Genomic DNA, 16,968 nt, shown 5'->3' on the forward strand with positions numbered 1-16,968 from the left:
CCGCCGGGTCGCGGGGCGCGCCGGGGGACACTCCCCCCCGCCGCGGGGTTGGCGGGGCGGGGGTACGGGGGCGGAGCCCCCGTGGGGTCAGTGGGACTCGACGCGTTTCTTCAGGCCCGCCAGGGCGCGGTCGATGATGACCTTCTCGGCCTTCCGCTTGATCATGCCGAGCATCGGAATCTTGACGTCCACGGTCAGCGAGTAAGTGACCTCGGTCCGCTTGCCGCCGTCCACCGGCGCCAGCCGGTAGGAGCCGTCCAGCTGTCGCAGCATCTGCGACTTGTCCAGGGTCCAGCTGACCTCGTCCGCACCCTTCCAGGTGTACGCGAGGGTGTGGTCGTCCTTGATCGCGCCCGCGTCGAGCAGCAGCCGGACCTTCGAGGCGCGGCCCTCGGCGTCGGTGGCCAGCACCTCGGCCTCCTTCACCTCGCCGGTCCACTCCGGGTAGCGGGCGAAGTCGGCGATCACGGCCATCACGTCCGCCGGCGAAGCCTCGATGGTGATGCTTGAGCTGGTGTGTTCCGCCATCGCGGTCGATCCTCCGGGGTGTATTCGAGGAAATGTGCGGCCTCCGGCCGCCGCTCGAAGGCTACCGTGCGTGCGGAGCTCACCACTCCAGGGCCCAGGGCCTTCCCGTGGCCGCGAAGTGCCCGACGTTCACGCACTCCGTGCTCCCGATCCGCATCCGCCGCGCCAGCGGCTGGTGCACGTGCCCGAAGAGGGCGTACCGGGGGCGGGTCCGCCGGATCGCGGCGAGCAGGGCCTCGCTGCCCCGCTCGAAGCGCCGGGCCACCGTGTCGTAGCAGAGCTCCGGGACCTCCGGCGGGATGTGCGAGCACAGCACGTCGACCTCGCCCAGGGCCTCCACCTTGGCGGCGTACTCCTCCAGGGAGACCTCGTAGGGGGTCCGCATCGGCGAGGGCAGTCCGCCGCCCACGAAGCCGAAGACCCGGCCGCCGATCTCCACCCGCTGCCCGTCGAGGACGGTGAGGCCTGGCCGGTCGGCGTACTCCGGCCAGAGGGCCGGGATGTCGACGTTGCCGTAGGTGGCGTACGTGGGGGTGGGGAAGGCGGCGAACATCTCGGCGTACTGGCGGCGCACCGCGCCCTCGATCATCCGTTCGCGGTCCAGCCCGGCCCACAGCCGCCGGCCGAGGGCGTGGGCCTCCTCGAAGCGGCGCGCGGTGCGCAGCTCCACGATCCGGTCGGCGTTCTCGACGCCGAAGAGGTCGGGGAAGATCCCGCGCGAGTGGTCGGCGTAGTCGAGGAAGAGGACCAGGTCGCCGAGGCAGATCAGCGCGTCGGCGCCGTCCCCTGCCCTGGCGAGGGCCTCTGTGTTGCCGTGTACGTCGCTCACGACGTGAACCCGCGTGCTGCCAGCCATGCGGTCACCCTAGGGGCGCCTGGCGACCGACGGGTAGGGCGGGCGGCGAAAGGGGCCGGACCTGCGGTTACTTCCGAGTCCTGAACGGGGTCGACTAGTGTCGGCCCGGTATTGCTGCGTCATGTGACGCAGGGAACATCTGGCCGGTTCCCTCTATCGGAACCCACTACCGGTGGGTAACGTCCGGTCGGTCCACACGGTGGCGATGGCGCCCAGAGGAGCAGCAGTCTTGCGCGAGTTCAGCCTTCCGGCCCTGTACGAGGTCCCGTCGGACGGGAACCTGACGGATCTCATCCGCCGCAATGCCGCGCAGCATCCAGACACCGCCGTCATGAGCCGCAAGGTCGACGGCCGGTGGCAGGACGTGACCGCGACCGAGTTCCTCGCCGAGGTGCGGGCCGCGGCGAAGGGTCTGATCGCCGCCGGCATCCGTCCGGGCGACCGGGTCGCCCTCATCTCCCGCACCCGCTACGAGTGGGTCCTGATCGACTTCGCGATCTGGAGCGCGGGCGGCGTCACCGTCCCCGTGTACGAGACCAGCTCCCCCGAGCAGATCCAGTGGATCCTCGGCGATTCCGGCGCGGTCGCCGCGGTCGTCGAGGGCGCCGGGCACAGCACGGCCGTGGCCTCACTGCGCGACCGGCTGCCGGAGCTGCGCGAGGTCTGGGAGATCGAGCAGGGCGCCCTGGACACGCTCAAGGGCGCGGGCGCCTCGATCACCGACGCCGAGGTCGAGGAGCGCAGCAGCCTCGCCAACGCCGACGACCCGGCCACCATCGTCTACACCTCGGGCACCACCGGCCGCCCCAAGGGCTGTGTGCTGACCCACCGCAACTTCTTCGCCGAGTGCGGCAACGTGGTGGAGCGCCTGAGCCCGCTCTTCCGCACCGGCGAGTGCTCCGTGCTGCTCTTCCTGCCGGCCGCGCACGTCTTCGGCCGCCTGGTGGAGGTGGCGTCCGTCCTGGCGCCGATCCGCCTGGGCTGCGTACCGGACATCAAGAACCTGACCGACGAGCTGGCGTCCTTCAAGCCGACGCTGATCCTCGGTGTGCCGCGGGTCTTCGAGAAGGTCTACAACTCGGCGCGCGCCAAGGCGCAGGCGGACGGCAAGGGCAAGATCTTCGACGCGGCGGCCGAGACGGCCATCGCGTACAGCCGCGCCCTGGACACCCCCTCCGGCCCGTCCTTCGGTCTGCGCCTCAAGCACAAGCTGTTCTCCAAGCTGGTCTACAGCAAGCTCCACACGGTCCTCGGCGGCCGCGGCGAGTACGCGATCTCGGGCGGCGCCCCGCTCGGCGAGCGCCTCGGGCACTTCTTCCGCGGCATCGGCTTCACCGTGCTGGAGGGCTACGGCCTGACCGAGTCCTGCGCGGCCACGGCCTTCAACCCGTGGGACAAGACGAAGATCGGTACGGTCGGCCAGCCGCTGCCGGGCTCCGTGGTGCGCATCGCGGACGACGGCGAGGTGCTGCTGCACGGCGAGCACGTCTTCCAGGGCTACTGGAAGAACGAGACGGCGACGGCCGAGGCGCTGACGGACGGCTGGTTCCACACCGGCGACGTCGGCACCCTCGACGAGGACGGCTACCTCGCGATCACCGGCCGCAAGAAGGAACTCATCGTCACGGCGGGCGGCAAGAACGTGGCGCCCGCCGTCATCGAGGACCGCATCCGCGCCCACGCGCTGGTGGCGGAGTGCATGGTGGTCGGCGACGGGCGGCCGTTCGTGGCCGCGCTGGTCACCATCGACGAGGAGTTCCTGGGCCGCTGGGCCGCCGAGAACGGCAAGCCGAAGGGTGTGACGGCGGCGGAGCTGCGCGAGGACGCGGACCTCATGGCCGCCGTCCAGAAGGCCGTCGACGACGGCAACGCGGCGGTTTCCAAGGCGGAATCGGTGCGGAAATTCCGCATTCTGCCCTCCCAGTTCACGGAGGAGTCGGGCCACATCACGCCGTCGCTGAAGCTGAAGCGCAACGTGGTGGCGAAGGACTTCGCGGACGAGATCGAGGCCCTCTACCGGCCCTGACGCGGATCCTCACCCAGGATCCGGGCCATGTTCCGCTCGGCGAGAGCGGTGATGGTCACGAACGGGTTCACGCCGAGTGAGCCGGGGACCAGGGAGCCGTCCACGACGTACAGCCCCTGGTACCCCTTCGCCCGCCCATAGGCGTCCGTCGCCTCGCCGAGAACGCAGCCGCCCAGCGGGTGATAGGTGAAGTTGTCGGCGAACGCCTTGTTGTCCCCGAACAGGTCGTGCCGGTAGACCGTCACGTTCTTCCGGTTGATCCGGTCGAACAGGCACTTGGCCGCCTCCACGGACGGCGTGTTCTGGTCCCTGGTCCAGTTCAGCCGGGCCGCGTCACTCGCGGCGTCGTAGGTGAAGAACCCCCGCTCGGGATTCTTCGTGATGGCCAGGTACATCGAGATCCAGTGCTCCAGCCCCATGGGCAGCGGGGCGATCTCGGCGAAGACGGGATTGGCGGCGTTGTCCCAGTCGTCGATCCCCAGGGCGGGCATGGTCGCCTGGTTCGCCCCGACGGTGTCCCACAGGTGGTTGGCGCGCGCGGTCATGACGTTGCCGTTGTGCCCCCAGCCGCGCCCGACCTTGTCGCTGAGCCCGGGCAGCGTCCCCTTCTCCCGGGCCCGCAGCAGGATCTCGGTGGTCCCCAGGCTCCCGGCCCCGAGGAACAGCTGCCGGCAGCCGAGCTCGCGCACCTGGGTGACCCGCCCGGTCACATCGCTGGTCTGCACGGTGACGACGTATCCCCCGGCCGGATCGGGCCGTACCCCCACCACCCGCTGCATGGTCTCGATGGTGACGTTGCCGGTGCCGATCGCCGCGGCGAGATAGGTCTTGTCGACGCTCTTCTTCCCGTGGTTGTTGCCGTAGATGACCTCGCCGGCCAGCGCCGACCTGGTGGCGGTGCCGGCCGCCTCCCGCTTCATGTACTCGAAGTCGTACACGTTGGGCACGAACACGGTCTTGAGCCCGGTGTTCTGCGCGTGCTTGCGCGAAACCCGCGCGAAGCGGTACCACTCCGTGGACTCGAACCAGCCCGGGTCGATCTCGTTCACCCCGAGCATGGCCCGTGCCCGCGGGAAGTAGGTCCCGTACATCTCGTCGGCGTCGACGAGGGGCAGCACCTCGGAGAAGTACGACCGCCGGGGCGTGGGCGCCATCCCGCCGTTGACCAACGAGCCCCCGCCGACCCCCCGCCCCACGTACACGGACATGTCCCCGTAGTTCACCCGGTCGAGAACGCCCGGGTACGGCTTGATGTCGCGATTGACGACATCGAGCCAAAGGAACTGCGCCAGGGGCGCCTCGGTCCGGGTGCGGAACCACATGGAGCGCTGGTCGGGTGCGGAGGTGGAGGGAAAGACCTTCCCGTCCGCCCCGGGGCTGTCCCAGAGCCGCCCCATCTCGAGGACGACGGTGCGCACCCCGGCTTGCCCGAGCCGGAGCGCGGCGACGGCGGACCCGTACCCCGAACCGACGACGATGGCGGGTGCGTACTGCGTGGCGGCGGGCTCGGCGGCGGCGGCCGAGGAGAGCCCGATCCGCGTGAAGCCGAGCATGGCGGCGGTCTGGAGGGCGCCGATGCCAAGCATTTGACGGCGCGTCAGCTGAGGTGTCATGGCCGCATCATGAGCGGAATCCAGCCGTCCATCCATAGTCCGTCTTGACAGGCATCTGAGAGACAGTCAGATGTGGCGGCTGCTCGCACCCGGTCCTCATCGCCGCCCGCCGAACTCCCAGTCGTGCACCTCGATGTCGTCGTACCGGTCCGGGGTCAGCACGGCGCGCGCCGTCTCGGGGTCCGGCGCCCGGACCAGCACCGCCGTACCCAGCCAGGTGGCCCCGTCGTCGGACAGCAACGGCCCATAGGCGATGAGCTCGTCCCTCTCCCCCGGCACCTCAAGGTCGGCGGGCTCACCCGCCCCCAGCCCGAGCACCAGGTACCGCTCCCCGCCGGTCCGTCCACCGGGGAAGTCCCACATCGTCCGCCCCAGCACGTTCCGCCAGCGCCGCACCATTACGTCCCGGTACACACCGGCCTGATAGCCGGGCTCGCCGAAGGCGAACGCGCGGGCGACAGCGGGATCGGGCAGGTCGAGAATGTGCAGACTGCCCGTGGGCACGTCGCCGTCGAAGGTCGGCCCCCGGGCGATCATCTCCGCCGCGTACTGGTCCATGTAGGACCAGTGCGCTTCCAGCAGTTCGTCCCGCAGCGCCAGGGAGCCGGGCCGGTCACGGTGGTAACAGAGGAATTCCATGCCCAGAGGATCTCCCGAACGGGCGCACCGGGTCGACGCAGTATCGACATGGGTGCTCCCCTCAGGGCCACGTCCCGCTGATCCTGATGGCCCACAACAACGGCGCCGGCGCCGCCCGCCTACAACAACTCCCGCAGCCGCCCCGCCAGCAGGTCCCAGCGCCACCGCTCCTCGACCCACGCCCGTCCCGCCGCGCCCATCCGCTCCCGCAGGGCCGGGTCCCGCAGCAGCGCCACCACGCGGTCCGCCGCGTCCTGCGGGGAGCCGCCCCGGACGACCCAGCCCGTCTCGCCGTCCAGTACCGCGTCCGGCGCCCCGCCGGAGTCGCCCGCGACGACCGGCAGGCCCGTCGCCGAGGCCTCCAGGTAGACGATGCCGAGGCCCTCCACGTCCAGCCCGCCCCGCCGGGTCCGGCACGGCATGGCGAAGACGTCCCCCGCCCCGTAGTGGGCGGGCAGTTCCGACCACGGCACGGCCCCGGTGAACCGTACGGACGCCGCCACCCCCTTGGCCGCCGCCAACGCGCGCAGGTCCGCCTCGTACGGCCCGCCGCCCACGATCAGCAGCACCGCGTCCGGCACAGCCGCCAGGATCCCCGGCATCGCCTCGATCAGCGTGTCCTGCCCCTTCCGAGGCACCAGCCGGGAGACGCACACCACCACCGGCCGGTCCGTCAGCCCCAGCCGGGCCCGGACCTCCGCCCCGCCCGACTCCGGGTGGAAGGTCTTCTCGTCCACCCCCGGCGGGAGTTGCACCATGCGCGCCGCCGCCCGCTCCGTGACCGCCGAGGCGATCCGCGAGCGCGTGTACTCCCCCAGGTACGTCAGCGTGTCCGTGCCCTCGCCGATCCGCCGCAGCAGCTGCCGCGCGGCCGGCAGCTGGGCCCAGCCCGCCTCGTGCCCGTGCGTGGTGGCCACGATCCGCCGTGCCCCGGCCCGCCGCAGTGCCGGGCCCATCAGGCCGAGCGGGGCCGCCGCCCCGAACCACACCGACTCGCAGCCGTGTTCGCGCAGCAGGGAGACCGCCTTCGCCGTCACCCGCGGCGTGGGCAGCAGCATCGTCGTACGGTCGCGCACCACCGGGAACGGCTGCTCGGCGTCGAAGGCCGCCGTCGCCTCGCGCCCCTCCTCACCCCGCTTCCAGGTGGAGGCGTAGACGACGACCCGGTCGGGATCCAGCCTCAGCGCCATGTTGTGCAGGAAGGCCTGGATGCCGCCCGGTCGCGGCGGGAAGTCATTGGTCACGATCAGCGTCTTGTGCATCGCCAGCCGACGATACCTGCCGAGGCGTCCGGCGGCGCAAGGCGGCGGCACACGTAACCATGCGCACGACCCCCGAACCCCCCGTCACCCCAGCTCCCGGCGGAGCGCCTCCCGCCACGCCTCGGTCAATCCCGCCTGGTCCACCCCCAGCGTCTCCTGCAGCGCCGTCCCGAACGCCTCTCGCCCCGCCCGCTCGTACAGCTCCACCAGCGCCTTCTCGCCCCACTTCTCCGCGATCAGCCGGCAGGCCAGCCAGGCGCCCTCGTACGCCCGCGCCAGCGCCTCGGGTTCCCCGCCGAAGGCGAAGGCCCCCGTGTCCGGGAGGGCGGCCGGCAGCTCGCCCCGCCGTACGGCCCGGGCCAGCGCGGGGGCGCCCTGCGCCGGGGTGGTGGGGGTTCCCCGGTAGGCCGCCCAGTCCGCGAAGCCCTCGGAGAGCCACAGCGGCGTCGTCGCGGTGGTCGCCGCCCGGGTGGCCACGTGGGTGACCTCGTGGGTCAGGACGACGCGCCGGCCCTCCTGCCCCAGCTGGGCCCAGCCCTCCGGGTTGACCACCACCCGGTCCGCGGGCGCCGCCGCGGCCCCCACCCGGCCGGTGGTGACGGCGCCCAGCCCCCGGTAGTCGTCGGCCGGCCGGCCCAGCAGCGCCGCCATCAGGTCCAGGGATCCGGGGACCAGCACCACCACCCGCCCGGCCCACGGCCGGGGCCAGGCGGCGCTGGCCGCGGGCACCGCCCGGTCGGCCTCGGCGGCGATCGCGGCCAGGTCGGAGGACCCGGCGCCGCCCAGCACCAGAGAGTGCGTGCCCCGGACCTCGGACACCGGCCCCTGGTCCCACAGCTGCGGCAGCGCGCCCGGGGCGGGCCGGTCGGCGGTCACCCGCCACCGCGCGGCGCCCCCGGCGGCTTCGCGTACGTGCTCGAGCTCCAGCACGCGCGCCGATCCGCCCGCGGCCGTGTCGTAACCGGCCAGCCGGTAGTGCAGCTCAGCCCGTACGAGGGCCCGCGGCCCGTCCCGCCGTACCGAGGCGACCTCGTACGACCAGTCCTCCAGCGGGATCCCGGAGAGCCGCTCCGGCGGCACCCGCGACCAGTCGGCGACGGCCCGCCGGATGTCCCGGTCGGCGCCGTCGGCCGGCCGCGCCCCGCATCCGGCGGCCGGCAGCACGCACAGCAGCGCGAGCACCAGCACCCGCGCGGAGCGGCGGCGACGACGGGCGCGGCGACGGACGGAGGACATCAGCCGATCGTACGCAGCCCGACCCGCCGAACCCGCGCATTCAGGGCCGGGTGACCGCCGAAACCGGCATCATCCCCACGGGGTCGTACCGCACCCGGGCGCCGGGATACGGCGCGTGCACCACCTGCCCGTTGCCCACGTACATGCCGACGTGGCTGGCATCGGAGCGGTAGGTCACCAGGTCCCCGGGCCGCGCCTGCGACAGCGGCACCTGGCGCCCCGCGTGCCGCTGGGCCTGCGAGGTGCGCGGCAGCGAGACCCCGGCCTGCCGGTACGACCAGACCATCAGCCCGGAGCAGTCGAAGCCGGAGGGCCCGGTGGAGCCCCACACGTACGGCCGGCCGACCGCCGCCCGGGCCGCCATCACGGCGGCGGCGGCGCGCCCCGAGGAGGGGCCCAGCGAGGACGGGTCGGGCAGCGCGTCGGGGCGGCCGCCGGCGCGCGAGGCCCGCTCGAAGTCGGCGCGTTCCTCGGACGGCATGGCGTTGAGCAGCCGCCGGGCGGCCGCGAGCTTCGCGGTGACGGACCGCTTGTGCCGGGCCACATCGGCGCGCAGCGCGTCGAGTTCGGCGAGTTTGCGGGAGGCCTCCCGGCGTTCCTGGCCGAGCCGGCGCTGCTCCTCACGGAGTTCGTCGAGCTGCCGGGCCTGGCGGGCGGTCAGCCGGTCGAGGGCCGCGGCCTGTTCCAGGTAGGCGTCCGGGTCCTCGGAGAGCATCAGGCCGACGGTGGGGTCGATTCCGCCGCTGCGGTACTGGGCGCCGGCGAAGGTGCCGAGGATGCCGCGCATGGTGTTGATGCGCTCCTGGCCGCGGGCGACGGCGTCCTGGGCGCGGTCGACCTCGGCGCGGAGCCGCTCGGCCTTCTCGCCCGCCTCGTTGAAGTGTTCGGTGGCCTGTTCTGCCTCTTCGAAGAGCCGGTCGACCTGGGCGCGGGCGCTGTCGGACGGGTCCTGCGGGAGGCCGGGGGCCGCGCTCGCGGGTGCGCCCGCCATGGCGACGGCGGCGGTTGCCGCGGCGGCGGTGAGGACGGTGACCTTCGCGTTCCGGTCGAGACCGGCAAGGCCGGTGAGGCCGGCAAGACCGGTGCGGCCGCTGAGGCCGGCCCGGCGATGGGACGCCACGTGAAACCGCTCCCTTCCGCTGCGCGGGGCCCGGGTCCGCCCCCCGTGGACGGCCGTGTGCCGGGTTCCGCGCTGGCAGACAGTAGCCGCGCCACGGGGCACCGGCCAACGACCCCTGACGGGTACGCACAGTGACGCCCCGCCGGAAACCCAGGTCACCGGCGGGGCGCGTGGTCAGTGCGAGGCCGTGCAATTCGCCCGGATGGGCGGTGTACGGCGCGTCCCGGTACGGGGACGCGGGGTACGGGCGGCGTCAGCCGACGCGGACGCCGAACTGGAAGGGCATGTTGTCCATGGACTCGTACTTGATGCCGCCGCGCGGGTTGGAGGCGTGCAGCGTCATGTTGTTGCCGGCGTAGAGGCCGACGTGGTGCAGGTCCCCGTAGAAGAAGACCAGGTCACCGGGCTGGAGCTGGCTGCGGCCGATGCGCGTGCCGTCGTTCGCCTGGGTGTAGGTGGTGCGGGTGATGTTCACGCCGGCCTGCTTGTAGGCCCACTGCGTCAGGCCGGAGCAGTCGAACGCGCTCGGGCCGGTGGCGCCGGAGACGTACGCGCCGCCCAGCTTGGTCTTCGCGGCTTCGAGGGCGGCTCCGGCGCGGCCGGAGGCCTTCACGTTGCCGAGGTCGACGCGGCTGCTGTCGCTGCGGCTGGCGCGCGACTCCTCGTCCTTGAGCGCGGCGCGCTCCTGGGCGGTGAGGGTGTTGAGGAGGGCCTGGGCCTCGGCGAGCTTCTCCTGCGAGACCTGCTTCTTCTCGCCGAGCTCCTTGCGGGTGGCGTCGAGGTCGGCGAGCTTGCCGGCGGCCTCCTGGCGCTGCTGCGCGAGGCTGCGCTGCTTGGCCTGGATCTTCTGGACGGCCTCGACCTGCTTGCCGCTCAGGTGCTCCAGGGTGGAGGCCTTGTCGAGGTAGCTGTCCGGGTCCGCGGAGAGGAGGAGGGCGATCGACGGGTCTATGCCGCCGTTGCGGTACTGGGCGCTCGCCATCGAACCGAGCGTGCTGCGCAGCTCGTTGAGGTCGCCCTGGCCGCGGGCGACCTGGTCCTGGAGCTGCGCGATCTCCTTTTCGAGCTTCTCCTGGCGTTCCTTGGCCCCGTTGAACTTCTCGGTGGCCTGTTCCGCCTCTTCGTAGAGTGCGTCGACCTGAGACTTGACCTCGTCCTTGCCCGGCTTCGCCGGGGCGGCGGAGGCGGCCTGGGAGGAGAGCGCGACGGCCGCGGCCGCGGTGGCGGTGAGCACGGTCACACGAGCGCGGTTCGGCTGCTTGGGTCGACGGTGGGACGCCACGAAGGCGAGCTCCTTCTTCCTAGAGCCGCCGATGAACGCAACTCGGCAGCACCTCCGCCGCCACCCCGAATGAGTGATCTACCGCACGAAGGTTTGAACAGACCCTAGTGACCTCGCTGTGATCAGTTCAAATCCTGTCGGGAAAAAACTCGGTTGCCGACCTGCTTCTTTACCTACAGCGCACGCTGCGTGCCGGGCACTTGACGGTACGTCTTCCACACGCCATGCCAAATCGGGCATTAAAGCCAGCAGTTACGAAACGCGCGAAAGCCGCTTCAGCAACAAGGCGGACGTCACCGGCCGCGCACCCGCCTTGGCCACCCCGTCGGCGACCTCCCGGTCCGTGGAGACCACGACCACCGGACGGCCGGGCGGCTCCGCCCGCACCAGCTGGCGGATCAGCTCGTCCGCCGTCACGCCCGCCTTGGAGAACAGCACCCGCACCCCGCGCGGCGGTGCGAGCAGCACCGGGGCCGCCAGCTCCGCCCCGTCGAAGACACAGGTCATCTCGGCGCCCGTCTGCGCGGCGAGCATCGACAGCCCGCCCAGCAGCCGCAGCCGCTGCTTCTCCAGCGGCATCGTCGGATAGCCCGTCTTGGTCACGTTGTAGCCGTCGACCACCAGATGGGCCTGCGGGAGCGCCAACAGCTGGTCCAGCAGCGCCGGATCGGTCTCCGACAGCGCACGCGCCGCGATGTCCTTGGGCGTCATCCGGCCCGGCTCCACCGCGTCCACGGTGTCCGCCGGGCGGGTGTTCACCGGCGGCAGCGCCAGCTCGCGGCGCAGCCCCGCCGCCGCGTCCAGGACGGTGTCCAGCAGCAGCCGCAGCCGCATGTCCTCGATGCTGCGCCCCTCGCGGGTGGCCCGGCGCGAGGTCTCCAGCGCCGTCTCCACCTCCGCCAGCCGGGACTTGAGCCGCCGGGCCTCGCTCTCGGCGGCGGCCACCCGCGCGGCCGCGTCGCCGCGGATCCCGTCGATCTCCGAGTTCACCTTGCGCAGGGCCGCCTCGCCGCGCTTGACGTCGCTGAGCGCGCTGCGCAACTTGCGCTGAAGCGATTCCGCTTCCCTGCGCGCCGCCTCCAGCTCGACCCGGACCTGCTCGCCGCCGGCGCGCTGCAGGTCCCGTACGTGGGCGAGTTCCTCGCGGAGCCGGTCCAGCTCGCGGCGGGTCTCCTCGCCGACCCGCTCGGCGTCGGCGCGCTGCGCCTCCTCGCCCGCGGCGGCGACCAGCTTGACCCACCCGGCCGGCCTCAGCACGTAGGCGGCGGCCGCCACGTCCAGCGGATCGGCGGCGGCGGGCGGCGCACCGGACTCCAGCGCCCCGGCCAGATCGGCCTGCGCCTCACGGAGCTTCTCGGCGACGCGGCTGCGGAACACGGCGTCGGTCTCGACCGCCGCGGCCATGGCGTTGCCGGCGAACTTGGCGCGCCGGGTCGGGGTGAACCGGGCGTACTGGCGCAGCTGTGCCGGCAGGTCCGCGACGGTCAGACCGCCGAAGGCCTCCGAGACGAGCGCGACGACCCGGCGCCGCACGCCTTCCGGCAGCGGGCGGTCGAGCACCTCGGCGGCGTCGCCGGCCGCATCGGCCGGCTCAGCGCCGCTTGCTGGCTCCACAATCCGTCACCCCTACCGTGATCTACTGTGGGCCCGGCTCCGTCAGGAGTCCGCGCCCGGCCTGTCCACGAGCTCGATCTGGTCCACCGCGTTGCACCAGCGGCAGCGGACCGACTCGATGGTCTCATTGACCACCTCCCGCTCCTCGACCTTGGGCTCCCCGGCGAGGTCCAGGTGGACGTACTCGACGACCTTCGACGAACGGGTGACATCGAAGCGCGTGAGGTTGCCGCACAGGGTGCAGCGCCACCGTGTGGTGTCGGTCGGCAGGGGAACCGTCGTCATCAGGCCGCTCTCTCCTTCGTAGCTCTTTCAATTAAAGCGGTCCGGGCCCGTCGGCGTACGTCATGACGAACCGCAGGACCGCAGCTCGTAACCCTACGGCCTGGCACCGCTTCAGGTGGGCCTGGTTGCGTCATGCTCTGTCACATGATCGTAAGGTGGCGGACCGTTCTGGAGGCTGCCCGGGGACCGGTGGTCACCCATGCGCTGATCGCGGGCTGCGCGGTGGTGTTCGTCGTGGGCCCGGCCTCGGGGCTGAACCCGGCCTACGGCACGGGCGACCAGCTGCTGGCGGCCGGGACCGCGTACTTCCGGCGCTGGGGCGTGGTCCCGGACGAGCTGTTCACCGGCACCCCGCGGGCCTGGCTGACGCCGCTGACCGCGCTGTTCGTCCACGGCAGCTGGCTGCACCTGCTGGGGAACATGCTCTTCCTCTACGTCTTCGGCGCGATGGCGGAGGAGCGGATGGGCCGGCGGGCGTTCCTCGTCTTCTACGTCTGCACGGGCTACCTGGCCCTGGCGGCGTACGCGGCGGCCAACGCGAGCTCCCCGCAGACCCTGGTCGGAGCCTCCGGAGCCATCTCCGCGGTGCTCGGCGCCTTCCTGTGCCTGCTGCCCCGGGCCAGGGTGACGAGCCTGTTCCCGTTCCTGTTCTTCCTGCCGCTGCGGTTCCCCGCGTGGATCGTGCTGCTGTTCTGGTTCGCCCTCCAGTGGGTGGCCGCGCACCGGGCGGGGAGCGGGCCGGGAGTCGCCTATCTGGCCCACGTGGTGGGCTTCTCGCTCGGCTTCTTCTACGCGTGGGCCCGCTACCGGCGTACGACTAGAGTGAGGCGACCAGCGACGGCCACCGAGGGAGACAGCCAACCGTGATCACCGCGATCGTGCTCATCAAGACCAGCGTGGACCGCATCCCCGAGATCGCCGAGTCCATCGCCGCGCTGGACAGCGTCAGCGAGGTCTACTCCGTCACGGGGACGTACGACCTGATCGCGCTGGTCCGCGTGGCCCGCCACGAGAACCTGGCGGACATCATCCCGGGCCGCATCAGCAAGATCCCGGGCGTCGAGGCGACGGACACGCACGTGGCGTTCCGCACGTACTCCCAGCACGACCTGGAAGCCGCGTTCGCCATCGGCCTGGACGCGTAGCGTCACTCCGGGGGCTCCGCCCCCGCGCCCCCGTGCCTCAATCGCCGGCGGGCTGGGGGGTGTCCCCGGGCGGGGCCTTGACTGCTGGGTGATTTCACCTCGGCGCGGGTGGGGGCGGAGTGGGGCTTGGGGTGGGGACACGGAGGAGGGTCCCCGCAGGACGAGCGCGCAACCACCCTTACGTCACGCAGCACGCCTTGGTGCGCGAGCCGAGGAGACACTCCGGAGGGGCACCGCCCCAAGACCCGCTCCGACCCCACCCGACGGCACCCCCCAGCCCCGCCGGCGATTGAGGCGAACGGGGTCCGGGGCAGAGCCCCGGCAACGGCGGCGCGCCGGTCAGACGGCCGGAACGCAGCGGCCCTCTTCCGTGCGGTACTGCCACTTCGCGCCGTCCGCGACGAGTTCCTTCACCGCGCGCACGAAGCGGTCCACGTGCTCGTCGGGGGTGCCCGCCCCGAAGCTGACGCGGATCGCGTTCAGCGAGCGCTCCCCCGGCGCCGCCTCCGGCGCTCCGCACTCGCCCTGCGCCTGCGGCTCGCTGCCCAGCAGGGTCCGCACCAGCGGGTGCGCGCAGAACAGGCCGTCCCGGACGCCGATGCCGTACTCGGCCGAGAGGGCCGCCGCGAAGTGGGAGCTGTTCCAGCCGTCGACGACGAAGGAGATGACGCCGACGCGCGGGGCGTCGTCCCCGAAGAGGGACAGGACGCGGACCGCCGGCACCTCGGCCAGGCCCTCGCGGACCTTCGCGATGAGGTGCTGCTCTCGGGCGACCAGACCGTCGAAGCCCGCCTCGGTCAGGGCCCGGCAGGCGGAGGCGATGGAGTAGACGCCGATGACGTTCGGGGAGCCGGCCTCGTGGCGGGCGGCGGTGGTGTGCCACTCGACGTCGACGCCGCCGTCCTCGCGGCGGGCGACCTTGCGGGAGGCGCCGCCGCCGGCCAGGTACGGCTCGGCCTGCTGGAGCCAGTCGGCGCGGCCGGCGAGCACGCCCGAGCCGAAGGGCGCGTACAGCTTGTGGCCGGAGAAGGCGACCCAGTCCACGTCCAGGTCGCGCACCGAGACGGGGTGGTGGGGGGCCAGCTGGGCGGCGTCCAGGACGATCCGCGCGCCGTGCGCGTGCGCGGCGGCGGCGAGCTCCTTCACCGGCCACAGTTCACCGGTGACGTTGGAGGCGCCGGTGACGCAGACCAGGGCCGGGCCGTAGGGGTCCCGGTCGGCGAGCGCCCGCTCCAGGGTGGCGACGGCCTCGTCGGGGGTGCGCGCGGCGTTGAGGTAGGTGACCTGCGCGTTCGTCCAGGGCAGCAGCGAGGCGTGGTGCTCGGTCTCGAAGACGAAGACCTGGCAGTCGGCCGGGAGCACGGCGGCGAGCAGGTTGAGGGAGTCGGTGGTGGAGCGGGTGAAGACCACCTGGTCGGAGGGGCGGCAGTCGAGGAACTCGGCGACCGTGACCCGGCTCTGCTCGAAGAGGTCGGTGGAGAGCTGCGAGAGGTAGCCGGCGCCGCGGTGCACGCTGCCGTAGTACGGGGCGTAGGCGGCCACGTCGTCCCAGACCCGCTGGAGGGCGGGGGCGCTGGCCGCGTAGTCGAGGGCGGCGTAGGTGACCTCGCCGCCGGTCACGAGCGGGACGGTGACGTCCCGGCCGAGGACGGCCAGCGGCTCGGCACAGGCGGCGGGGCAGGCGGCGTCGGTGGCAGCGGCAGCGGTGGTGGCGGCGTTCAGGGCAGCGGACATGGCGGTATCTCCCGGCAGGCAGGTCTGAATGGCTTCGGTGTGCCCGTACGCGGGTACGACTCGGCTCGGCGGCCGGCCGGGGCCGGGGTACGGGAGGTCCTCGGACCGATCGGGGGTACACGGAAGCGACCCTGATCCGAGGGTTGAAGAAGGGGCGGAGTCGCCCTATCGCATTCGCTTGCTCACGGAAAACGCTCCTCGAGAGACCAGGACCCCTGGTGTCGAGGGATCCGCGCTTGCCGTAGGCCTTGTTGCCTACGACCTGGTCATCACCCGGGGCACCCCGCCACGGAAGGAGGGTTGCCGGACAGCAAGCCGGGGCCTAAACGCTGTCACTCGTGACCTGGTCAGCATCCTGCCACAAGATCCCCCGAACACAAGACCCCGGTCCGAATGGCGGACCGGGGTCTTGGCTCAAAACGAGCAGCGGGGTACCGGACGGAACCGTGCCCGCCGCGCGGGCTAGGCGTTGCTCGCGGCCACCCACCGCTCCAGCGCGGCGCGCGCCGCACCCGAGTCGATCGATTCGGCCGCACGGGCGATGCCGGCGGCGATCTGCTCCTCCAGGGTGCCCGTGCCGGGGTCCAGGGCGACCAGGGCCGCCGCCGAGTTCAGCAGGACCGCCTCGCGGACCGGGCCCGTCTCGCCGGCCAGCAGGCGGCGGGCCACGTCCGCGTTGAAGGAGGGGTCCCCGCCGGCCAGGGCGGACACGTCCACCAGGGGGATGCCCACGTCGCGCGGGTCGAAGGACTGCTCGGAGACCTTCCCGTCGCGCACCCACCAGACCCGCGAGGTGGCGGTGGTCGTCAGCTCGTCCAGGCCGTCGTCACCGCGGAAGACGAGCGCGGACGAGCCCCGCTCGGCGAGCACGCCCGCCACGATCGGGGCCACCCGGGCGTCGGCGACACCGGTGGCCTGGGCCCGTACCCGAGCCGGGTTGGTGAGCGGGCCGAGGAAGTTGAAAGTGGTCCGGATGCCCAGTTCCTTGCGGGCCGCCGCGACGTGACGGAGCGCCGGGTGGAACTTCACGGCGAAGCAGAAGGTGATGCCGGCCTCCTCCGCGACCTGCACGACCCGCTCGGGGGTGAGGTTGAGGTTGACGCCGAGCTTCTCCAGCACGTCCGAGGAACCGCTCGCGGAGGAGGCGGCCCGGTTGCCGTGCTTGACGACCTTGGCGCCCGTACCGGCCACCACGAGCGCGGACATCGTCGAGATGTTCACCGTTTTGGCCCCGTCGCCGCCCGTGCCGACGATGTCCACCGTCCGGCCGGGCACCTCGATGAGGTTGGCGTGCGCGTACATCGCCCGTACGAGGCCGTTGATCTCCTCGACCGTCTCCCCCTTGGCCCGCAGCGCGACCGCGAAGCCCGCGATCTGGGCGTCGGTGGCCTCCCCGCGCATGATCCGGTCCATGGCCCAGGCGGTGTCGTCGGCACCCAGGTCCCGGCCGGTCAGCAGGGCGTCGAGGACGCCCGGCCAGCCGCGGGCCGCCACGCTGTCGCCGCCTGCCGGGGTCACAACGTTCATGGTCCGCTCCTGCTGTTCGTAGGGGATTCCACGTCGAATGGGAAGGCCTTCAGCCTATCCAGCCTGGGAGGACGGCAAAGAGCCCCGTCCAGACACTGGAC

15 protein-coding genes and 1 riboswitch are annotated in these 16,968 nt (G+C 72.4%); of the genes, 3 read left to right on the forward strand and 12 right to left on the reverse strand.

Features of this window, described 5'->3' with window-relative positions; all coding sequences use genetic code 11:
- Positions 1–87 precede the first annotated feature (87 nt).
- Both ACFTXQ_RS27115 and ACFTXQ_RS27120 read right to left on the reverse strand, forming a co-directional pair.
- A complete protein-coding gene (locus tag ACFTXQ_RS27115; RefSeq protein ID WP_382645128.1) occupies positions 88–528 on the reverse strand; it encodes an SRPBCC family protein in 441 nt (146 codons plus the stop codon).
- A 79-nt stretch (positions 529–607) separates the two neighbouring features.
- Positions 608–1,384: a metallophosphoesterase gene (locus ACFTXQ_RS27120; protein WP_382645131.1), complete on the reverse strand. Its 777-nt coding sequence runs from the start codon at positions 1,382–1,384 to the stop codon at positions 608–610.
- A 229-nt stretch (positions 1,385–1,613) separates the two neighbouring features.
- On the opposite strand from ACFTXQ_RS27120, the gene ACFTXQ_RS27125 reads away from it, so the two are divergent.
- Complete coding sequence (locus ACFTXQ_RS27125) at positions 1,614–3,410, forward strand: AMP-dependent synthetase/ligase (protein WP_382645133.1); 1,797 nt, start codon at positions 1,614–1,616, stop codon at positions 3,408–3,410.
- On the opposite strand, the gene ACFTXQ_RS27130 is transcribed toward ACFTXQ_RS27125, so the two are convergent.
- The 8 genes from ACFTXQ_RS27130 to ACFTXQ_RS27165 form a co-directional block, all read right to left on the reverse strand.
- Entirely contained in the window at positions 3,398–5,023 is a 1,626-nt protein-coding gene (locus ACFTXQ_RS27130; RefSeq protein WP_382645136.1) for a GMC oxidoreductase, read from the reverse strand. The genes ACFTXQ_RS27125 and ACFTXQ_RS27130 overlap by 13 nt on opposite strands.
- Before the next feature lie 96 nt (positions 5,024–5,119).
- Positions 5,120–5,662: a YciI family protein gene (locus ACFTXQ_RS27135; protein ID WP_382645139.1), complete on the reverse strand. Its 543-nt coding sequence runs from the start codon at positions 5,660–5,662 to the stop codon at positions 5,120–5,122.
- 119 nt (positions 5,663–5,781) lie between these two features.
- Positions 5,782–6,924, reverse strand: coding sequence for a glycosyltransferase family 4 protein (locus tag ACFTXQ_RS27140; RefSeq protein ID WP_382645142.1), 1,143 nt, complete (start codon positions 6,922–6,924; stop codon positions 5,782–5,784).
- 84 nt (positions 6,925–7,008) lie between these two features.
- Complete coding sequence (locus tag ACFTXQ_RS27145) at positions 7,009–8,160, reverse strand: hypothetical protein (RefSeq protein WP_382645145.1); 1,152 nt, start codon at positions 8,158–8,160, stop codon at positions 7,009–7,011.
- A gap of 40 nt (positions 8,161–8,200) precedes the next feature.
- A complete protein-coding gene (locus tag ACFTXQ_RS27150) occupies positions 8,201–9,280 on the reverse strand; it encodes an NlpC/P60 family protein (protein WP_382645147.1) in 1,080 nt (359 codons plus the stop codon).
- Positions 9,281–9,533: 253 nt separating this feature from the next.
- Positions 9,534–10,562, reverse strand: a complete 1,029-nt coding sequence (locus tag ACFTXQ_RS27155; protein ID WP_382645150.1) for an NlpC/P60 family protein — start codon at positions 10,560–10,562, stop codon at positions 9,534–9,536.
- Between the two features lie 252 nt (positions 10,563–10,814).
- A complete protein-coding gene (locus ACFTXQ_RS27160) occupies positions 10,815–12,179 on the reverse strand; it encodes an NYN domain-containing protein (protein WP_382645197.1) in 1,365 nt (454 codons plus the stop codon).
- A 39-nt stretch (positions 12,180–12,218) separates the two neighbouring features.
- Positions 12,219–12,461: a hypothetical protein gene (locus ACFTXQ_RS27165; RefSeq protein ID WP_215020373.1), complete on the reverse strand. Its 243-nt coding sequence runs from the start codon at positions 12,459–12,461 to the stop codon at positions 12,219–12,221.
- Positions 12,462–12,593: 132 nt separating this feature from the next.
- Here ACFTXQ_RS27165 and ACFTXQ_RS27170 point away from each other — a divergent pair, with 132 nt between their 5' ends.
- Both ACFTXQ_RS27170 and ACFTXQ_RS27175 read left to right on the forward strand, forming a co-directional pair.
- Complete coding sequence (locus tag ACFTXQ_RS27170; protein WP_382645153.1) at positions 12,594–13,328, forward strand: rhomboid family intramembrane serine protease; 735 nt, start codon at positions 12,594–12,596, stop codon at positions 13,326–13,328.
- Positions 13,325–13,606 carry an Lrp/AsnC family transcriptional regulator gene (locus ACFTXQ_RS27175; RefSeq protein ID WP_008738815.1) on the forward strand — a complete coding sequence of 94 codons (282 nt, stop codon included), beginning with the start codon at positions 13,325–13,327 and terminating at the stop codon, positions 13,604–13,606. The genes ACFTXQ_RS27170 and ACFTXQ_RS27175 overlap by 4 nt, the downstream gene beginning before the upstream one ends.
- A 339-nt stretch (positions 13,607–13,945) precedes the next feature.
- Here ACFTXQ_RS27175 and ACFTXQ_RS27180 read toward each other — a convergent pair whose 3' ends face one another.
- Positions 13,946–15,340, reverse strand: a complete 1,395-nt coding sequence (locus ACFTXQ_RS27180; RefSeq protein WP_382645156.1) for an aminotransferase class V-fold PLP-dependent enzyme — start codon at positions 15,338–15,340, stop codon at positions 13,946–13,948.
- 227 nt (positions 15,341–15,567) lie between these two features.
- Positions 15,568–15,684: riboswitch (SAM riboswitch) on the reverse strand.
- A gap of 118 nt (positions 15,685–15,802) precedes the next feature.
- Positions 15,803–16,867: an anthranilate phosphoribosyltransferase gene (trpD, locus tag ACFTXQ_RS27185; RefSeq protein ID WP_382645159.1), complete on the reverse strand. Its 1,065-nt coding sequence runs from the start codon at positions 16,865–16,867 to the stop codon at positions 15,803–15,805.
- Positions 16,868–16,968 lie beyond the last annotated feature (101 nt).

Origin of the sequence: Streptomyces sp. NPDC057010 (assembly GCF_042673805.1) — a bacterium.
In the GTDB taxonomy this organism is placed as follows: Bacteria; Actinomycetota; Actinomycetes; order Streptomycetales; family Streptomycetaceae; genus Streptomyces.

Coding starts and splice junctions, on each gene's coding strand:
- ACFTXQ_RS27130 (WP_382645136.1), bottom strand. CDS start 5,023: ATGACACCTCAGCTGACGCGCCGTCAAATGCTTGGCATCGGCGCCCTC.
- ACFTXQ_RS27145 (WP_382645145.1), bottom strand. CDS start 8,160: ATGTCCTCCGTCCGTCGCCGCGCCCGTCGTCGCCGCCGCTCCGCGCGG.
- ACFTXQ_RS27170 (WP_382645153.1), top strand. CDS start 12,594: ATGCTCTGTCACATGATCGTAAGGTGGCGGACCGTTCTGGAGGCTGCC.
- ACFTXQ_RS27120 (WP_382645131.1), bottom strand. CDS start 1,384: ATGGCTGGCAGCACGCGGGTTCACGTCGTGAGCGACGTACACGGCAAC.
- ACFTXQ_RS27135 (WP_382645139.1), bottom strand. CDS start 5,662: ATGGAATTCCTCTGTTACCACCGTGACCGGCCCGGCTCCCTGGCGCTG.
- ACFTXQ_RS27165 (WP_215020373.1), bottom strand. CDS start 12,461: ATGACGACGGTTCCCCTGCCGACCGACACCACACGGTGGCGCTGCACC.
- ACFTXQ_RS27115 (WP_382645128.1), bottom strand. CDS start 528: ATGGCGGAACACACCAGCTCAAGCATCACCATCGAGGCTTCGCCGGCG.
- ACFTXQ_RS27140 (WP_382645142.1), bottom strand. CDS start 6,924: ATGCACAAGACGCTGATCGTGACCAATGACTTCCCGCCGCGACCGGGC.
- ACFTXQ_RS27180 (WP_382645156.1), bottom strand. CDS start 15,340: ATGTCCGCTGCCCTGAACGCCGCCACCACCGCTGCCGCTGCCACCGAC.
- trpD (WP_382645159.1), bottom strand. CDS start 16,867: ATGAACGTTGTGACCCCGGCAGGCGGCGACAGCGTGGCGGCCCGCGGC.